At 38.9% G+C, this 16,244-nt stretch carries 13 protein-coding genes; 4 read left to right on the top strand and 9 right to left on the bottom strand.

All coding sequences use genetic code 11. From position 1 onward, the window contains the following. Window position 1: 1 nt before the first annotated feature. Entirely contained in the window at window positions 2-1,381 is a 1,380-nt protein-coding gene (locus OB69_RS10395) for an ABC transporter permease (protein ID WP_053223661.1), read from the bottom strand. A gap of 8 nt (window positions 1,382-1,389) precedes the next feature. Beyond that, a complete protein-coding gene (locus tag OB69_RS10390) occupies window positions 1,390-2,865 on the bottom strand; it encodes an efflux RND transporter periplasmic adaptor subunit (protein ID WP_071387061.1) in 1,476 nt (491 codons plus the stop codon). Between the two features lie 325 nt (window positions 2,866-3,190). Between OB69_RS10390 and OB69_RS10385 the strand changes: the two genes are divergently transcribed. Beyond that, window positions 3,191-3,958 carry a class I SAM-dependent methyltransferase gene (locus OB69_RS10385; protein WP_053223660.1) on the top strand — a complete coding sequence of 256 codons (768 nt, stop codon included), beginning with the start codon at window positions 3,191-3,193 and terminating at the stop codon, window positions 3,956-3,958. On the opposite strand, the gene OB69_RS10380 is transcribed toward OB69_RS10385, so the two are convergent. The 6 genes from OB69_RS10380 to OB69_RS10355 all read right to left on the bottom strand — a co-directional run bounded on the left by OB69_RS10380 (window position 3,937) and on the right by OB69_RS10355 (window position 10,345). Beyond that, a complete protein-coding gene (locus OB69_RS10380; RefSeq protein ID WP_053223659.1) occupies window positions 3,937-4,917 on the bottom strand; it encodes a glycosyltransferase in 981 nt (326 codons plus the stop codon). The genes OB69_RS10385 and OB69_RS10380 overlap by 22 nt on opposite strands. After that, a complete protein-coding gene (locus OB69_RS10375) occupies window positions 4,914-5,879 on the bottom strand; it encodes a glycosyltransferase family 2 protein (protein ID WP_053223658.1) in 966 nt (321 codons plus the stop codon). Before OB69_RS10375 ends, OB69_RS10380 begins: the two co-directional genes overlap by 4 nt. A gap of 6 nt (window positions 5,880-5,885) precedes the next feature. Then, window positions 5,886-6,431, bottom strand: coding sequence for a DUF4199 domain-containing protein (locus OB69_RS10370; RefSeq protein WP_053223657.1), 546 nt, complete (start codon window positions 6,429-6,431; stop codon window positions 5,886-5,888). A 120-nt stretch (window positions 6,432-6,551) separates the two neighbouring features. Then, window positions 6,552-7,085 carry a DUF4199 domain-containing protein gene (locus OB69_RS10365; protein ID WP_053223656.1) on the bottom strand — a complete coding sequence of 178 codons (534 nt, stop codon included), beginning with the start codon at window positions 7,083-7,085 and terminating at the stop codon, window positions 6,552-6,554. After that, a complete protein-coding gene (locus OB69_RS10360; RefSeq protein WP_053223655.1) occupies window positions 7,078-8,334 on the bottom strand; it encodes a dihydroorotase in 1,257 nt (418 codons plus the stop codon). The genes OB69_RS10365 and OB69_RS10360 overlap by 8 nt, the downstream gene beginning before the upstream one ends. Before the next feature lies 1 nt (window position 8,335). After that, entirely contained in the window at window positions 8,336-10,345 is a 2,010-nt protein-coding gene (locus OB69_RS10355) for a BatA domain-containing protein (protein ID WP_053223654.1), read from the bottom strand. A 196-nt stretch (window positions 10,346-10,541) separates the two neighbouring features. Here OB69_RS10355 and OB69_RS10350 point away from each other — a divergent pair, with 196 nt between their 5' ends. Together OB69_RS10350 and OB69_RS10345 are read left to right on the top strand one after the other, a co-directional pair. Continuing rightward, window positions 10,542-10,883 (top strand): PadR family transcriptional regulator, encoded by a 342-nt coding sequence (locus OB69_RS10350; RefSeq protein WP_053223653.1) that lies wholly within the window; start codon window positions 10,542-10,544, stop codon window positions 10,881-10,883. Continuing rightward, window positions 10,880-11,467 (top strand): hypothetical protein, encoded by a 588-nt coding sequence (locus OB69_RS10345; protein ID WP_053223652.1) that lies wholly within the window; start codon window positions 10,880-10,882, stop codon window positions 11,465-11,467. The genes OB69_RS10350 and OB69_RS10345 overlap by 4 nt, the downstream gene beginning before the upstream one ends. A gap of 180 nt (window positions 11,468-11,647) precedes the next feature. Here OB69_RS10345 and gcvP read toward each other — a convergent pair whose 3' ends face one another. Next, on the bottom strand, window positions 11,648-14,551 hold the full coding sequence (gene gcvP / locus OB69_RS10340) for an aminomethyl-transferring glycine dehydrogenase (protein ID WP_053223651.1): 2,904 nt from the start codon (window positions 14,549-14,551) through the stop codon (window positions 11,648-11,650). 188 nt (window positions 14,552-14,739) lie between these two features. Here gcvP and OB69_RS10335 point away from each other — a divergent pair, with 188 nt between their 5' ends. Further along, on the top strand, window positions 14,740-16,218 hold the full coding sequence (locus OB69_RS10335; protein ID WP_053223650.1) for a M28 family peptidase: 1,479 nt from the start codon (window positions 14,740-14,742) through the stop codon (window positions 16,216-16,218). The last annotated feature ends 26 nt before the right edge of the window (window positions 16,219-16,244 follow it).

Genomic DNA, 16,244 nt, shown 5'->3' with positions numbered 1-16,244 from the left:
CTTATTCGTGTCTTAATGATGTAATAGGATCTTGACTTGCAGCTCTTCTAGCAGGAGTAATTCCAAAAATAAGCCCTACAGTAGCAGCCACACCAAATGATATTGCAATTGAAGCAAAGCTAATTTCGGTTGGGAAGTCTGCTAAAGATGATACTGCAAAGGCTAATGCAATACCCAAAATCACACCTATAATACCGCCCGTTACTGAAATTAACACAGCTTCAAATAAAAATTGTGAAACAATATCAGTAGATTTTGCACCAATTGAAAGTCTCAAACCAATTTCTTTGATTCTCTCCATTACAGACGCCAACATAATATTCATAATTCCAATACCTCCTACCAGCAGTGAAATGGCAGCAATTGCGGCTAACACGATGTTAAAAATATTCTGTGTTCGTTGTTGTTGTTTTAGAAGCAACTCAGGAATAGTGATTTCATAATCAATAACTCCAAAATGCCTTCTTTCCAACATTCTTGATAGAACTTCTGCAGTAGAACTTAATTTAGCAGATTCGCTCACTTGAACTACCAAACGGTCAATTTGATGGTAGTTTTTAGGCGCTGAGTCTTCAGAGTCAGAAGAAGCTCCCGAAATAGAAATGCTCATCCCTCTTCCAAAACTCATCATGCTCATACCTCCAAAACTCTTTTTAAGTCCAGAACCAGTCACCAAATCACGGTTAATGTATCTTACTAAAACCGTTTGAATTGGGGTGTAAACATCCATGTTATAGTCACGGATACCAAGGTTAGAAATGGCTTTCTCAGAGATAAACCTTTCTTTCAATACACCAATTACTTCTAACCACTGAGTGCCTACTTTAATTTTCTGTCCAATAGGGTTCTCTTGAGGGAAGAACTTGCTTTGAATACCTTTACCAATAATACAAACAGGCGCACCAACTCTTAATTGGTTTTCATTAAAAACCTCTCCTCCATCCAACTCAAAATTGGCTACCTCAAAATAACTAGGCTCTACACCTACTAATTTTGAAGATCTTCTTATACCATTTTTAATGATATAAGTTTCTAGCAGAATTTCAGGGCTCAACCTTTCCACTCCAGGAATGTTATTGCGAATACTCTCTACGTCAAGCAATTTTAGCCCTGGCGAGAACTTCTTTTTATCATTCTCATCGGATTCACCTATGCGCTGCTCGGTTTGCTCTACTACGGGTTGAATAATAATATTATTCACCCCTACCAATTCAATTTGCTCCAAAATCTCTTTCTGGGCACCGTTACCGATAGCTAGCATAGCGATTACCGCAGCAACTCCGAAAATGATACCCAAGGCAGTGAGCAAAGAGCGCAACTGGTTGGCAAGCACCGCTTCGAGCGCGATATAGAAATTGGATAATAAACTTTGCTTATTCATAATTGAATTTACTGATTTGGTTGACTTGAACGTCCGCCTCTAGAAGCGCCAGTCCCTGATGGCCGCTGCCCTCCTGAGCCACCTCTCATCATTTGAGAAGGGTCTGTAATACCACGGTCTTTCAATCTCTGAATCACCTCAGGACTCATAGGTGTACCATCAGGCATTACCCATTTACTGTCATCTTCCAGTTTATTTTCAGAAGGGTTTAGTTCGTATTTTTGCATTCTGGTGCCATTCAATTCAGGAATCAAATTTGGTTCCTTTCCATCAATGCCATCAGGTTTGCTTAGGTATAAAACATCACCTTCTTCAACTCCTTTTTCAATAACCGCTTCGTTGCTATTGGTTAAACCAACCTTAACCTCCTGAAGAGTACCGTTTTTCTTAATTACGTAGTTGATAGAATCGTTATAAACATGAAGACATTCTAAAGGAACATGAATAACATCTGTAAGCTTCTGAGTAACAATCACATTACTAGTTGTCATCGATGGTCTCAACTCTTTATCACTTTCGTTTACCCTTACTATCACTTCAAACACTTTTGCGTCTGAATTTGGGTTTTGCTGACCTACACGAGCCACTCTAGTTACTTTTCCTGTAAGTCTTTTATCGGGAAATGCATCCAAACCAATTTCAACAGGTTGGCCTAGCTTTACTTTTCTAATATCCACCTCATTAACAAAAGTAGTTGAAATCATGCTCGACAAATCTGGAAGCTCTGCCACTTCAGGGCTCCAACCCTGAAGCTGAGATCCTTCAACAATGCGTTCTCCACCAAAGCCTTTGGTATAAATTACCATACCATCTTGTGGCGCATAAATTGTAAAGTCTTCTAATAATTTTAAGCCATTATTATATCTCGTTTTTCTTCTGTTAAGATCAACAGTTTCATCAATCATTTTTGATTTAGCTTGTTCTACCTTTAACTTATAGTTGTCAATAGCACGCTCTTTATCTCTTAAAAGCTTATCCAGCTCATTTTGGTATTTCTTTTTAGTTGCTGGTGGTTCGTACTGTGATTGTTCGATTTGTAATTGCTTCTCTTCTATTGAATAATCAAGATTCAATAGTTTATCTCTTTCTCCGCTCAGGGTAAGAGCAGTATCAATTTTAGCATACTCATATTCTGCTACTTGAGCATCTAGCTGTTCCTTTTCAGATTGAATTTTTTCGAAAAGCTCACTCTTATCTAAGTCGGCAACATAATCACCTTGTTTCACTTGCGTTCCTTCCTCAACCAACTTGGTGATGGTCATTGTTCTAATATTGAAATCTCTTGCCGCTGTTGGCCCCATGATTTTAGTAGACCTTTCAGCAGAAAGTTCACCAGTGGTGGTTACCTCTACAGTAAATTCACCTTTTTCAGCGGTAGCAAATAATGACACTGCATCCTCAGTTGTATCCGTTTTAAATACGGTGAGGGTAACAACGATAGCTGTAACGACAACCAAACCGATAATAATGAGTTTTTTTCTCATGACTCTTTTTATAATTGTTTTAAAATATGTGCAAAACTAGGGCTATTAAATCTGTCCGCAATTCCATATACAGAAATATGCAGCCACTAAAGTAAAAGCCAAAAAGGCTCGATATGTTTAAAAATCACTGAATTACGTGCTTTTACACCAGTGAGTTTCTCGAACCCCTTCTGTCGATCTTAGATGATTTTAACACAGGTTTAGTTTAACCGAACTATGGTTCAATTATAAAAACGGTAAATATTCAGTGCAGACAACAGCATGTTCCTTTCAGTGGCAAGCCATGCTTTTAATCTTATCTTCTATCTTTGCGCAAATCGCTCGAATGAAAAGGTTCATCAGTTTTGTTATTAGAAAGGTACCTAGAAAATACCTTCAACTATTTAGTCATCACTTGCTAAAGGTGGTGAGCATTTTTATGCGTGGCAACAATGTTACCTGCCCAATTTGTGAAATTAGCTACCGTAAGTTTCTGCCTTACGGAAGGCTGAACCCTAGAGAAAATGCCCTCTGCCCCGACTCCCTGTCATTAGAAAGGCATCGTTTAATGTGGCTCTACTTAAAAGAAAGAACGAGTTTCTTTACCGCCCCTAATAAACTTCTGCACATAGCGCCAGAACTATGCTTTATCGACAAGTTTAAAGCAATGCCTAATATTGATTATACCACTGCGGATTTAGAATCGCCTTTGGCCGATGTGAAAATGGACGTTCATGACATTCCTTTCGAGGATAATACTTTTGATGTTGTTTTTTGTAATCATGTAATGGAGCACGTGGATGATGACATCAAAGCCATGAGCGAAATTCATAGGGTATTAAAGCCAGGAGGCTGGGCTATTATTCAATCTCCACAAGACTATAGTAGAAAAGAAACACTAGAAGACCCCACAATTACCGACCCTAAAGAACGAGAGCGCGTTTATTGGCAGAATGATCATGTTCGGTTGTTTGGTTTAGATTATGGCAAGCGATTAGAGAAAGCTGGCTTTAAAGTAACAGAAGATCGATTTGTGATGGAATTGCCAGCTGAAACTGTGAAAAAATATGCGCTTCCAGCCAATGAAATCATTTACTTTTGCGAAAAAGGTTGATCGCCTCTAGGTTTTAATATTTCTGAAATCATCCCCATTCCGTAACCTGTAAGCTGAGTAAAAGCTGCCGTTACACTTAACAAACCTACATCCATACTTTTATTCAGTATAGAAGAATGAATGAAAATGCATAATATAAATAAGGTAAGCAGTGCTCCTCCTAAGGTAAATAGAACTGTGGAATAGAAAATAGTAGTAAGCCAAACCAACAACCCAAGCACAAAAACAGCAGGTAAAGCGTGAATCGCTTTTAGTTCTCCTGGAAAGAAACGGTTTACGTTAATACGTGCCCTGCCAAAAAAGTGTAGCTGTTTATAAAAGTGAGAGAAACTGGTTCTTCTTTTATGATAAACAAAGGCTTCGGGAATTAAACCTGTTTTAAAACCAGCTTCAATTACTCGAATACTAAACTCAATATCTTCCCCCATTCGGGTGATTTTGTAGCCTTTCGTAGTTTCAAACACTTCTTTGGAAATACCCATATTAAAGCTTCTAGGGTGAAAAGTGCCTGCATGCTTCTTATTCCCTCTAATTCCACCCGTAGTAAAAGGCGAAGTCATAGAATAACTAATAGCTTTCTGCAATGGAGAAAATGAAGGGTGCGCTTTATCAGGGCCACCAAAAGCATCTAATGGAGTATGATCTAAAAACTGATTTACTTTTTCGAAATAGTCTTCAGGAATAATGCAATCTGAATCAAAAACCACAAAGTAATCTCCTTTAGCCTTTTCGAAACCGTAATTTCTTGAAAAGCCTTGGCCTGAATTCTCTTTAAAGAAATATTGAATGGAAAGTTGGTTTTGGTAAGACTCAACTACCTGATCACATCTTTCTGTAGAGCCATCCTCCACAATAATTACTTCAAACTGAGTGTAGGTTTGAAGTGTTAAAGACTTGAGCAGTTCATCTACTTCATCGGGACGATTGTAAACAGGAATGATTACCGAATAGAACCTCATTTCTTATCTAAACCAATTTGGTCTTCAAGAATATAGTCGTTTTTGTTTTGCGAATTCATGGTCATCATTTCGCCCAAAAAACCTGCTAAAAACAACTGGACACCTATAATAATGGCTGCAATGGCCAAAAAGAAAAGGGGTTGATCCACCACATCTCTATACACATTGCTCTTTTGAATATAAATCGCATGAATTTTTTGCCATGAGATCCACCCCACAAAAACAAACCCGATGAGGAATGAAAGTGTGCCCAAAGTACCGAAAAAATGCATTGGTCTTTTCTTGTAACGCGACACAAAGGAAATGGAAATCAAATCAAGAAAACCGTTGATGAAGCGTTCCAAACCAAACTTGGTAGTACCGTATTTTCTTGCCCTGTGCTCTACTACTTTTTCTCCAATTTTAGTAAAGCCATTACGCTTAGCGATTACAGGAATGTAGCGATGCATTTCGCCATATACCTCGAGCGTTTTAACAAGTTTATGGTCGTAAGCTTTTAAACCACAATTGAAATCATGCAGTTTAATGCCCGATAAAATTCGGGTAATTCGATTAAAAAATTTAGAAGGAATGGTTTTAGAAATTGGGTCGTGGCGCTTTTTCTTCCAACCAGACACCAAATGATATCCTTCTTTGATCATAGCATACAGACCTGGAATTTCATCAGGACTATCTTGCAAATCAGCATCCATAGTAATTACCACATCGCCTTCCGCATGCTTAAAGCCTACATTCAAGGCAGCCGATTTTCCATAATTACGATTGAATTTCAATCCTTTGATGGGGAAATTCGGAGACAGCTTTTGGATTTGCTCCCAAGAACTATCGTTACTGCCATCGTCTATCATTACCAGTTCATAAGATAAGCCGTGTTCAATCATGACACGGCTTATCCAATTTACTAGTTCAGGCAACGACTCTTCTTCGTTATAAAGCGGTATTACTACTGAAACTTGTACCAATGTTTTCTAAAATTCGTCTTCTTCGTGATTTCTTTTAAGAATTGCGGCCAATATTAATGAAATGAAAGCATTTCCGAGCACTCCAGCCCAAACTATTCCCAGAAGCTGATTGACAATTGAATAAGCGTTAGTCCCACTCGCTGCGGCCAAAGCATTATCAATATCAGCCTGAGTTGCTCCAAATTTCCTTAACATATCCTCAGTCGTTTTCATTGTTATTTCGGTTAACCTATAACCTAAATCTGGGTCAATTACTTGATGAAGAACGATTTGAAACAAAGTACTCACTAAAACAGCTATGAAGCCCATCAAAGCAATACCTTTAAAAGCCTGTCCAAAGCTCCAGAAACCACCTATTGCCTTTCGTATTTTTAATCCACCAATAATCAGCGCAACAATTATAATTACAAGCATGAATAGACTTACCATTCCAGAAGCCAAAAGTGACTCGTCCATTACGTACATTAAAATACTTAACGTTCCTGTAATAGCTCCAATGACTAAACCTGTTTTTAATGCCATCGGCATTATCTGACTTTTATCTGTCTCCATAATTTCTAATTTTTAAGGTTGATGAATTGAAATTAATAATTTTCAGGAAGTAATAGAGAAATAATGAATGTTAAGATTCAATTTACTTAAGCGAATCATTTTGAGGATTAGCGAACTATTTTAAGCTCGACTAGACCTTAAAATGATACTAAACACTGGTGTAACCACTAAACCAATCAATAACTTCTTAATAAAAACATCGAATACCAACGTACTTCTTGTGGTATTTGCGATCATTTTGTATTGCTCTAAATAACTTTCTTCGCTTAATGCAGCTACAATCATCTCCTTTCTATTCACCAAATCATCTTGTGCTGTTTTAATGTATTCACTCAAAAAGTCAGGATTTCCCCAGTAAATAAAAATCAAATAGAAAAGGGCAAAAATGGCCGCAGTAGTCACGTAAACAATAAACCCGATGGTCATTCCATGATAAAATCTAAACTCCCCACCACCAACATTATCTTTATAGTCCTTTAATGCCAGAAAAAGGAAAATCACGATTACCATAATATCTAACAGGAAAGAAAGCAGATTTCGCCATGGTTGAAGCCCCATAAAGTAGAATACCAAAAAAGCTATAATAGTAAATAGGGCCGTGACCGCACCATATTTAATCGATATACGGGTAAGCTTTGGATTGACTTTAATCATTAGAAATAAACTTTCCGTTGTTTACGATGCCAACCACTTTCCCTGTCATTTCTTCGTTGAAGAATGGAGAAGCTACTGATTTAGACTTGTTCATTTTTCCATTGTAAGTCCATTTCACTGTCGGTGAGAAAATAGTTAAAGAACCTCCACCTTCTGTAACGGATGCTTGTTCAATTCCCAAAATATTTCTGGGAGCAGCTGTAACTCTTTCGATGCAAGCTTCAGTTTTATCTCCCATTGCACTGAGCAAAGCGGGGTAAAAAGTTTGAAGCCCAATAATTCCAAAATCAGCCAAATCAAATTCTAACTGCTTACTTTCTTGGTCGTGCGGTTGATGATCGCTCACTATCACATCAATCGTTCCGTCTTTCAAACCTTCGATAAGGGCAAGTCTATCTTTTTCGCTTCTGAAAGGAGGGTTGACTTTAAAACTGGTATCGTAATCCATTAAGTTTTCATCGGTGAAAAGTAAATGATGAATACCAACATCGGCTGTTACTTTTAGCCCTTCGGCCTTAGCCCTTCTAATTCTTTCTACAGCTCCAGCCGAAGAAATCAAACTGAAGTGGATTTTTCCTCCTGCATATTTCAGCAATTCCAAATCTCGATCGATCATTACTTCTTCTGCCAATTCAGGCATGCCCTTCATTCCCAAGATTGTACTCACCTGTCCTTCATGCATGGTGCCAAAAGCGGTTAGCATTCTATCTTCAGGCCGGTTGATCAATACTCCATCAAAAGTTTGAAGGTATTGTAAACTCTTTAAAAGAATGTCTGTATGCCAAATCGGCTCAATACCATCTGTAAAAGCGACTGCACCAGCAGTATGCAGGTCGATCATTTCGGTAAGCTCTTTGCCTTGGCAACCCAAAGTAACTGCAGCAGCAGGGTGTAAATTTACATCCGCACCTTTGTTCCACTTTAAGTAATAACTAATACTGTTCTTATTAGAAGTGACCGGGTCGGTGTTGGGCAGTAGTAATACATCGGTAAAACCGCCAGCAGCGGCAGCCGCAGAACCCGACTCTATATCTTCTTTGTGTTCTTTTCCTGGATCAGTAAAATGAGCCCGCATATCGAACCAACCTGGTGAAACCATCAGGTTTTCATGTTCAATTACAGTTCCTTCAAAACTAATCTGGTTTTCAATTTTTTTAATAACACCATCTTGAAGAAGGATGTCTTTGGTCGAATTATGATGCGGAGAGGAAGGATCGATTACCTTGGCAGCACGGATTAAAATTTCCATATCACAAATATCGGATTAAAATTACTTCCGCAAAAAGAAAAAGAAGCCCAAGCATTAAAGCATATTTCCAAAGGTTGATTCCTTTAATTCCTGCCGTCAATTCGCGGTTCACTTCTATACCATCTTCTGCCTGAATTACATTGATATTTTTGGCCTGCGCTAAGGTTTCTAATTCGTCAATACTATGACGTTCCACAGACGATTCGGCTTTTGACTGATTAAAAGCAATGGTACCTAATTCTATTTCCCCCTTCATAATGGTGTAATGCCCAGCACTCAATTCATCTTTAGGGATTTCCATGATCAAGTTTTTACCCGAAATACGTTGGTCGGGGGTGATAATACTCTCTCCACCTGAAAGCGTTATAATATCATTGGCTGTTAAATTTTCTTCCAATGGATACACCATAGTTTGCTCATCCGTGAGATAATAGAGCTTAGAAAGATTGACTTTACTGCCCAAAGCCAGTTTATACATAACAGGTACAAAAAGGGAATGACTCGGGAAGCTTGTAGCTTCTGCACTGAAATCACTCGAAAAAACATAGGCGTTTCCTAAAGGTAATTCGGCCTTAGAAAGAAATTCTCTGCCATTCTTAAAATTCAGCATACCCAATTCGCTATTGATCAATCGGTAAGTGATGGAAGCTTCTGGCATGGCAATGGCCTCATTTGTATTTTCAAAAACACCATCAAAAAATGGGTTCTGAAAATTAGGCTGCCCCAAGCCTAAACGTTCATCAGAATCGAACCTTATGGTAAGTCCTAATTGAGAAAAAGTCTGGAAGTTGCTTTCGGCAGATGGAATGATCAACACCGTACCATTCCTCTCCAAAAAGGTTTTTAGTGCCGAAATCAGTTGATTTGAAAAATCTGAAAGCTGGTTCAGAATAATGATATCACTTTGCAGCAATTCATTATTATCAATATTGTTGGCGGTGAAAGCCTGATAATTGAACAACTCATTGTCTGCATAAAGCTGTTCTATAAAGCCATTAGAATCAGGACCTTTCACCTCGTGAACAATTACCCTTTCAATATTATTAAGGGTTAAAAAGTATTCGTTATCGAATAAGACTTTTGAGTCGTCAAGGATTACTTTGGCGTTACTCAGCCCTTTTGCCGACTGATCAATTTCAAAAATATGCTCGGTTATTCCATTGGCAGACACATTTACCACAGCAGTGCTTGACAGTTGGTCGTCAAAAAACAATCGAACATTCACATCTTCAAAATCCTCTGTACCTTCATTCCTTAGCACCACCTTGAGGTTGTTTTTCATTGCCCCAAGCAAAAAGCTATTCTCTAAATAAGCCGTATCGAAATAAAGGTTGCTGTTATTTTCGCCTTCAATAGGCATTAAATAATAGTTACGCAGTGAGTCGCTGGCAATTGAGGCCAATTCGTTTTCATTATTTTTCTGAAAGTCGGAAATCAAATAAACATCTCCACGAAAGCCGCTGGCCGCAATTCGCGATTGAATCTCATCCATACTTCTTCCTACCCCAGATAATTCTAATTCTGTAAACCTGTCTTTAATAGTCGAAGCCGTATAACTGGTGTTTAAAGAATTGCCGTAACCGTTTTCGAGAAATTTAAACTTGGCTGATTCAGGGTAAGCATCTACCACACCTGTGGACAGGGAGTAAGCTCTATCGAATGCACTTTGTTGCGAGCTTACTGGCATATCCATGCTCAATGAATTATCGAGATAGATCAGTACTTCATCAGACAATTCCTGATCGTTGGCGTTATCCTTGAAAATAGGCTGCGCGAAGGCCAAAATCAAAAAAGCAATAAACATGAGCCGCGAAAGTAAAATGAGCAGTTCCACTGGTTTGCGTTTAGAAGAGCTTTCTTCCTTCACCTTTTTCAGCAAGGCGATATTGGAAAACTGTACACGCTTCACCCTTCGGAAATTGAAAAGGTGAATGATGACGGGAATAGCCAAAGCTAAAAGCCCCCACAGTACTGCTGGATTGGCAAATGTTAAAACAGTGTATATCGTCAAAGCGGATTTGTTATTCTATGGCTTCAAAAACATAACTACGTAAAAATTGATTTGAATATGTAGTTCTGCTCAAAATTTATTCGAATGGTTGCTAATATACAAGGGTTGAAGCCTCTTCTGGTCAGTATAGCCCCCCTCTTCTAAAAAAATCTCTAAGAATTTTTGAATACATCGTATTATGATGTATTATTGTTCTATGTATTCACGAGAATTATTAAAAGGCATACTCAAACCCATTATTCTAAAGCTGCTTTCGGAAGAAGAAAGAATGTATGGTTACGAGATTGTACAAAAAGTAAAAGAGAAAACGGAGGGCCGAATCCTAATTAAGGAGGGCTCGCTTTACCCTACGCTTCATGCATTAACGAAGGAAGGTTTTCTGACCACTGAATCCGTACTAGTGGGCAACAGAACCAGAAAGTATTACTCACTCACAAAGAAAGGAACGGGATTAGTGGCTCCCACCATGCAAGAGTTATCTGACTTTCAGTCTACACTATCCTTACTTTTCGGGAAACAAAAACCAGCTGTATCATGATTAATGCTAGCCAAACACAGCAGATTAGAAGCTATTTGCTTCAGCAAGGCTTTACAAACCCCGAGTTAATTGATGATTTAGTAGACCACCTTTCTTGCGAAGTAGAATTACTTATAGAAGAGGGACGAATAGACTTTACCTCTGCTTTCTCAACTGCCAAGGAAAAAGTAATGCCTGACTATGCCATTCAGATTGAAAACGACTTAAAATTTTTAACCACCAAAAAATATAACACCATGATCAAAAAACTCGCATTTATTGGAGGCTACGCAAGCGTAGTGTGCTTGTGCCTCTCTATACTTTTTTTTAGTCAGTCTTTATTAGGCTCGAAACGTTCAGAACTCAAAATGCAGGCTATTCAAATAGAATACAATATGAATAACCCTGGGGCAGGGTTTAAAGATTCTGAAGCCAGAGATGAACTAAATACGTTTTATTTAAACCAACAAATTCAATCATCTAAAAAGTTTGAGTTAGCAGAAACCTTCTTAATTATCTCTTTTATTCTCTTTGCAAGCCTTTACCTACCCTATCAATTCTATAGCAAGTATCAACGAAGCGAAGAATCACTTCAGCAAGCATAAAAAAACACTTCCCTAATAATAACTCAACTTTTGGAGGGTTTTCGCAGTTACTTTTGCTTGGTTGGTAACCCTCCAAAAGTTCATGATTTTATGTCCAAAAATTTACTTGTTCAGCACACAAGAAAAACGCCTCGCTACTTTTCGTAACGAGGCGTTTGTATTTTAAGTCAAAACTTTGGCTTATACCGCAGCTTCTTCTGTAGCATAATCCGAAACAGGAATACAGCTACACATCAAGTTTCTATCGCCATAGGCAGAATCGATGCGGGCTACTGTTGGCCAGAACTTAGCTTCTTTCACATATTCAGCAGGATAAACTGCTTTTTCACGTGAGTAAGGTCTTTCCCAGTTTCCTTCCAATACCATGGCTTGAGTATGTGGTGAGTTGATAAGAACGTTATCACTTTCGTCAGCAATTCCGTCCATTACTTCTCTGATTTCCTGACGAATACTCAACATGGCTTCACAGAAACGATCCAATTCCACTTTCGATTCAGACTCTGTTGGTTCGATCATCAAAGTACCCGCTACTGGGAACGATACCGTTGGCGCATGGAAACCGTAATCCATTAAACGCTTGGCAATGTCTGTTACCTCAATCTTACTGGCTTTGAAATCACGGCAATCCACAATCATTTCGTGTGCACAACGACCTTTCGAACCAGCGTATAGAATTTTGTACTCCTTCTCAAGAATGGCTTTAATGTAATTAGCATTTAAAATGGCCATTCTGGTAGCGTTTGTCAAACCTTCAGCACCCATCATCGCAATGTAAGCGTAAGAAATTGTTAGAATACTAGCGCTACCCCAAGGAGCCGCAGAAACCGCAGTAATTGCATGCTCTCCTCCACTTTCTACAACTGGGCTACCTGGTAAAAACGGTGCAAGGTGTGATCTCACTCCGATTGGTCCCATTCCAGGCCCACCACCACCGTGAGGAATACAGAAGGTTTTATGCAAATTCAAGTGACAAACATCTGCACCAATAAGGCCAGGACTAGTCAAACCTACCTGAGCATTCATGTTGGCACCATCCATATACACTTGTCCGCCATTGTCATGGATAATCTGACAAATGTCTTTGATACTTTCTTCAAACACACCATGAGTTGAAGGGTAAGTTACCATTAAGCAAGAAAGCTCATTGCTGTTTTGTTCTACCTTAAGCTTAAGGTCTTCAACATCAATATTTCCACGCTCATCGCAAGCTACCAATACCACTTTCATACCGGCCATTACCGCAGAGGCTGGGTTAGTACCGTGTGCCGAAGTTGGGATAATAGCCACATTACGCTGCATATCGCCTCGGCTTTCGTGGTATGCTCTAATCACCATAAGGCCAGCGTATTCTCCTTGCGCACCAGAGTTTGGTTGCAAAGAAACATCGTCAAAACCAGTAATTTCAGAAAGCCAATCCACTAAATCGTTGAAGAGCATTTGGTAGCCCTTAGTTTGATCTAAAGGAGCAAAAGGGTGAATACCTCCGAATTCTGGCCAAGTTACAGGCACCATTTCGGCTGTGGCGTTCAATTTCATTGTACAAGAACCCAGAGAAATCATAGAATGTACTAATGACAAATCTTTGTTCTCCAATTTTTTGATATAACGAAGCATTTCGTGCTCAGAGTGGTACTGATTAAACACTGGGTGTGTCATAAAATCAGATGTACGCTCTAAGTTTTTCGGAAGTTCAACTTCTAGGCCGGCTGCCTCAGCATCCAAATCAAATTTCACTACCTGGCCGCTTGCCTCTGCAAATACATCAAGTATCAGTTGAATGTCGTCAACCCTTGTAGTTTCATCTACAGAAATACCAATATCTCCGTTTTCGAAGTATCTGAAGTTGATTTCATTTACTTCGGCAATCGTTCTGATTTTATCTGAAACAGAAGATTCCGCTTCAATTCTTAAAGTGTCGAAATACACTTCGTTTAATTGCTTAAACTCTAATGAAGTCAAGCCTTTCTCTAATAGCTTCGCGAAGCCATGAATTTTAAGAGCAATATGCTTAATACCTTTTGAACCATGGTAAACACCATACATTCCGGCCATTACCCCAAGTAAAACCTGAGCGGTACAGATATTAGATGTTGCTTTTTCTCTTCTGATATGTTGCTCTCGGGTCTGGAGCGCCATTCTATAAGCCTTGTTGCCTTGGCTATCAATAGAAACTCCAATAATTCTACCCGGAATCTGACGTTTAAATTCGTCTTTCGTAGCAAAATAGGCAGCATGTGGCCCACCGTAACCCATTGGTACACCAAATCTTTGCGTGGTACCTACTACCGCATCAGCTCCCATTTCTCCCGGAGGAGTTAATAACGCTAGCGACATTAAATCGGCAGCTGCGGTTACAAATACATTATTGGCTTGTGCTGTTTCAATAAAAGATTTGAAATCTCTTACGCTACCGTCACCTGCCGGATATTGGTAAAGCACACCGTATAAATCTTCGTTGGTTAAATCAAGCTCTTCAATCTTGCCAATCACCAGATTGATCCCTACAGGAATCGAACGTGTTTTTAAAAGATCAATGGTTTGGGGGAAAGTATTTTCGTCTACAAAGAAAGTATTCGCATTTTTCTTTTCCTTCTTTTTCAAACCTGAAAACATGAACATTGCTTCAGCCGCTGCGGTAGCCTCATCTAATAAAGAAGCATTTGCAATTGGCATTCCAGTAAGGTCCATCACCATAGTTTGGAAATTGATCAAGGCCTCTAATCTACCTTGAGCAATTTCGGCTTGGTAAGGGGTATAAGCAGTATACCATCCTGGGTTTTCAAGAATATTTCTTTGGATTACACCTGGAACAATGGTGTCATAATAACCCATTCCAATGTAAGATTTGAACAGTTGGTTATGGCTAGCAATCTGTCTCAAATCCTTTAAAAACTGGAACTCCGATTTAGGGAGAGGCAGGTTCAACGGCTCCTTCATTCTAATGCCTGCAGGTACCGTTTCGTCAATCAATGCATCTACGCTTGGCAATCCGATTACCTTAAGCATTTCCGCTACATCTTGCTGATCAGGACCATTGTGTCGATCTTCAAATTTTTGGGTTTTCCTTAAATCAATCTTAGTCATATCCAGTATTCCAATAGGGTGTAAATTCTCACTTCTGAAAAGAAGCACAAATGTAAGAGTCTAACTGTGAAAACCCTTAGTTCACAGCTAAAAAAGAATACCATTTGCGTAACAGTTAAGCCGTACTTTTAAATATTTTTTTAGCTTTGGTGAATTAATAAAACTGCAACATTAAACAATACATTCCAATGAGGAGATTATTAACACTTTCGGTGGTGGTTTGTTTGTTTTCGCAAGGCTTAGTGGCGCAAGATAAAACTGCCATGAAGTACGGGAATACAATCACTCCACAAGACATGAAGGCAAAGCTTAGCGTTTTGGCTTCTGATGAGTTTATGGGTAGAGAAACAGGAACTGAAGGCCAAAAAATGGCTGCTAAATTCCTAGAGGATTTCTACAAAAAAATTGGTTTGGTAGGACCTGTAAATGGTACTTACCGTCAGAAATTCAGCATGTATCAGTCAGACTGGTCTGATGTTTACGTGAAAGTAAAAGGCAAAAAGAAAATGAATGGTAAAGATTTCATCTTCTCTGGTAATGCCAACATGGACAAAGAAATAAAATTACCTACTGTTTATATTGGTGATGGTTCTGCCATTTCTGGAATGGACATTAAAGACAAAGGTGTTATTGTAACAGGAAACTCAAGAGAGGTACAAAGAAACTTACTTCAGGCAGGTGTAAAAGCCATTTTTGTAGTTAGCGCTAATGATGAGCAGTTTATGCAAACTTTACCTCGTCAGGCTGCCTTCAGAATGAAAGGGAGACTTCGTTGGGATAAAGAAAACACTGGCAACGAGAGTATTGTATTTAACATCACTAAGCAAATGGCTGCTGACCTTTTAGGGTCAACTCCTGCAAAATTAGACGCAGCTGCTAGTTCTCCTTCTTCTATAAAAGAGAAAACTGTAAGCTTCCAAGTAAAAGAGAAACTTGCTGAAATCGCTACTGAGAACATAATGGCTTACTTAGAAGGTACCGACCTTAAAGACGAAGTTATTGTAATCTCTTCTCACTATGATCACATTGGTCAGAATGAAGATGGAACTGTAATTAACAACGGTGCTGATGATGATGGTAGCGGAACTACAGGCGTTATGGAGCTTGCTGAGGCTTTCGCTCAAGCAGCCAAAGAAGGCAACAGACCGCGTAGAAGTATTCTTTTCTTAAACGTAACTGGTGAAGAAAAAGGGCTTTTAGGTTCGGCTTATTATGCTGACAACCCAATTTTCCCTCTTGAAAAAACGGTTACTAACCTAAACATCGACATGATTGGTCGTGTTGACCCTGAGCATGAAAACGATAGAAACTACGTTTATGCAATTGGCTCTGAAAAACTTTCTAGCCACTTAAAAGTAATTTCTGAGTATGCTAACATCACATACACTGGTTTAAACCTAGATTACAGATTTGACGATCCGGCTGATACCAACCGTTTCTACTACAGATCTGATCACTACAACTTTGCTAAAAAAGGTATTCCAATCATTTTCTATTTCAACGGAGTTCACGCTGATTACCACAGACCAACGGATACTGTTGACAAAATTGAATTTGACGTAATGGCTCAAAGAGGTCAGTTGGTATTCCATACTGCTTGGATTTTGGCTAACCGCGATCAAAGAGTACCTGTTGATAGAACAGATGATATGACTTACGATCGTTAAAAATCACGATTGAATTAAATTTGAAA

It is taken from the genome of Roseivirga seohaensis subsp. aquiponti, from assembly GCF_001267955.1.
Lineage (GTDB): Bacteria > Bacteroidota > Bacteroidia > Cytophagales > Cyclobacteriaceae > Roseivirga > Roseivirga seohaensis.
This window is presented reverse-complemented; position numbering and strand designations above follow the sequence as displayed.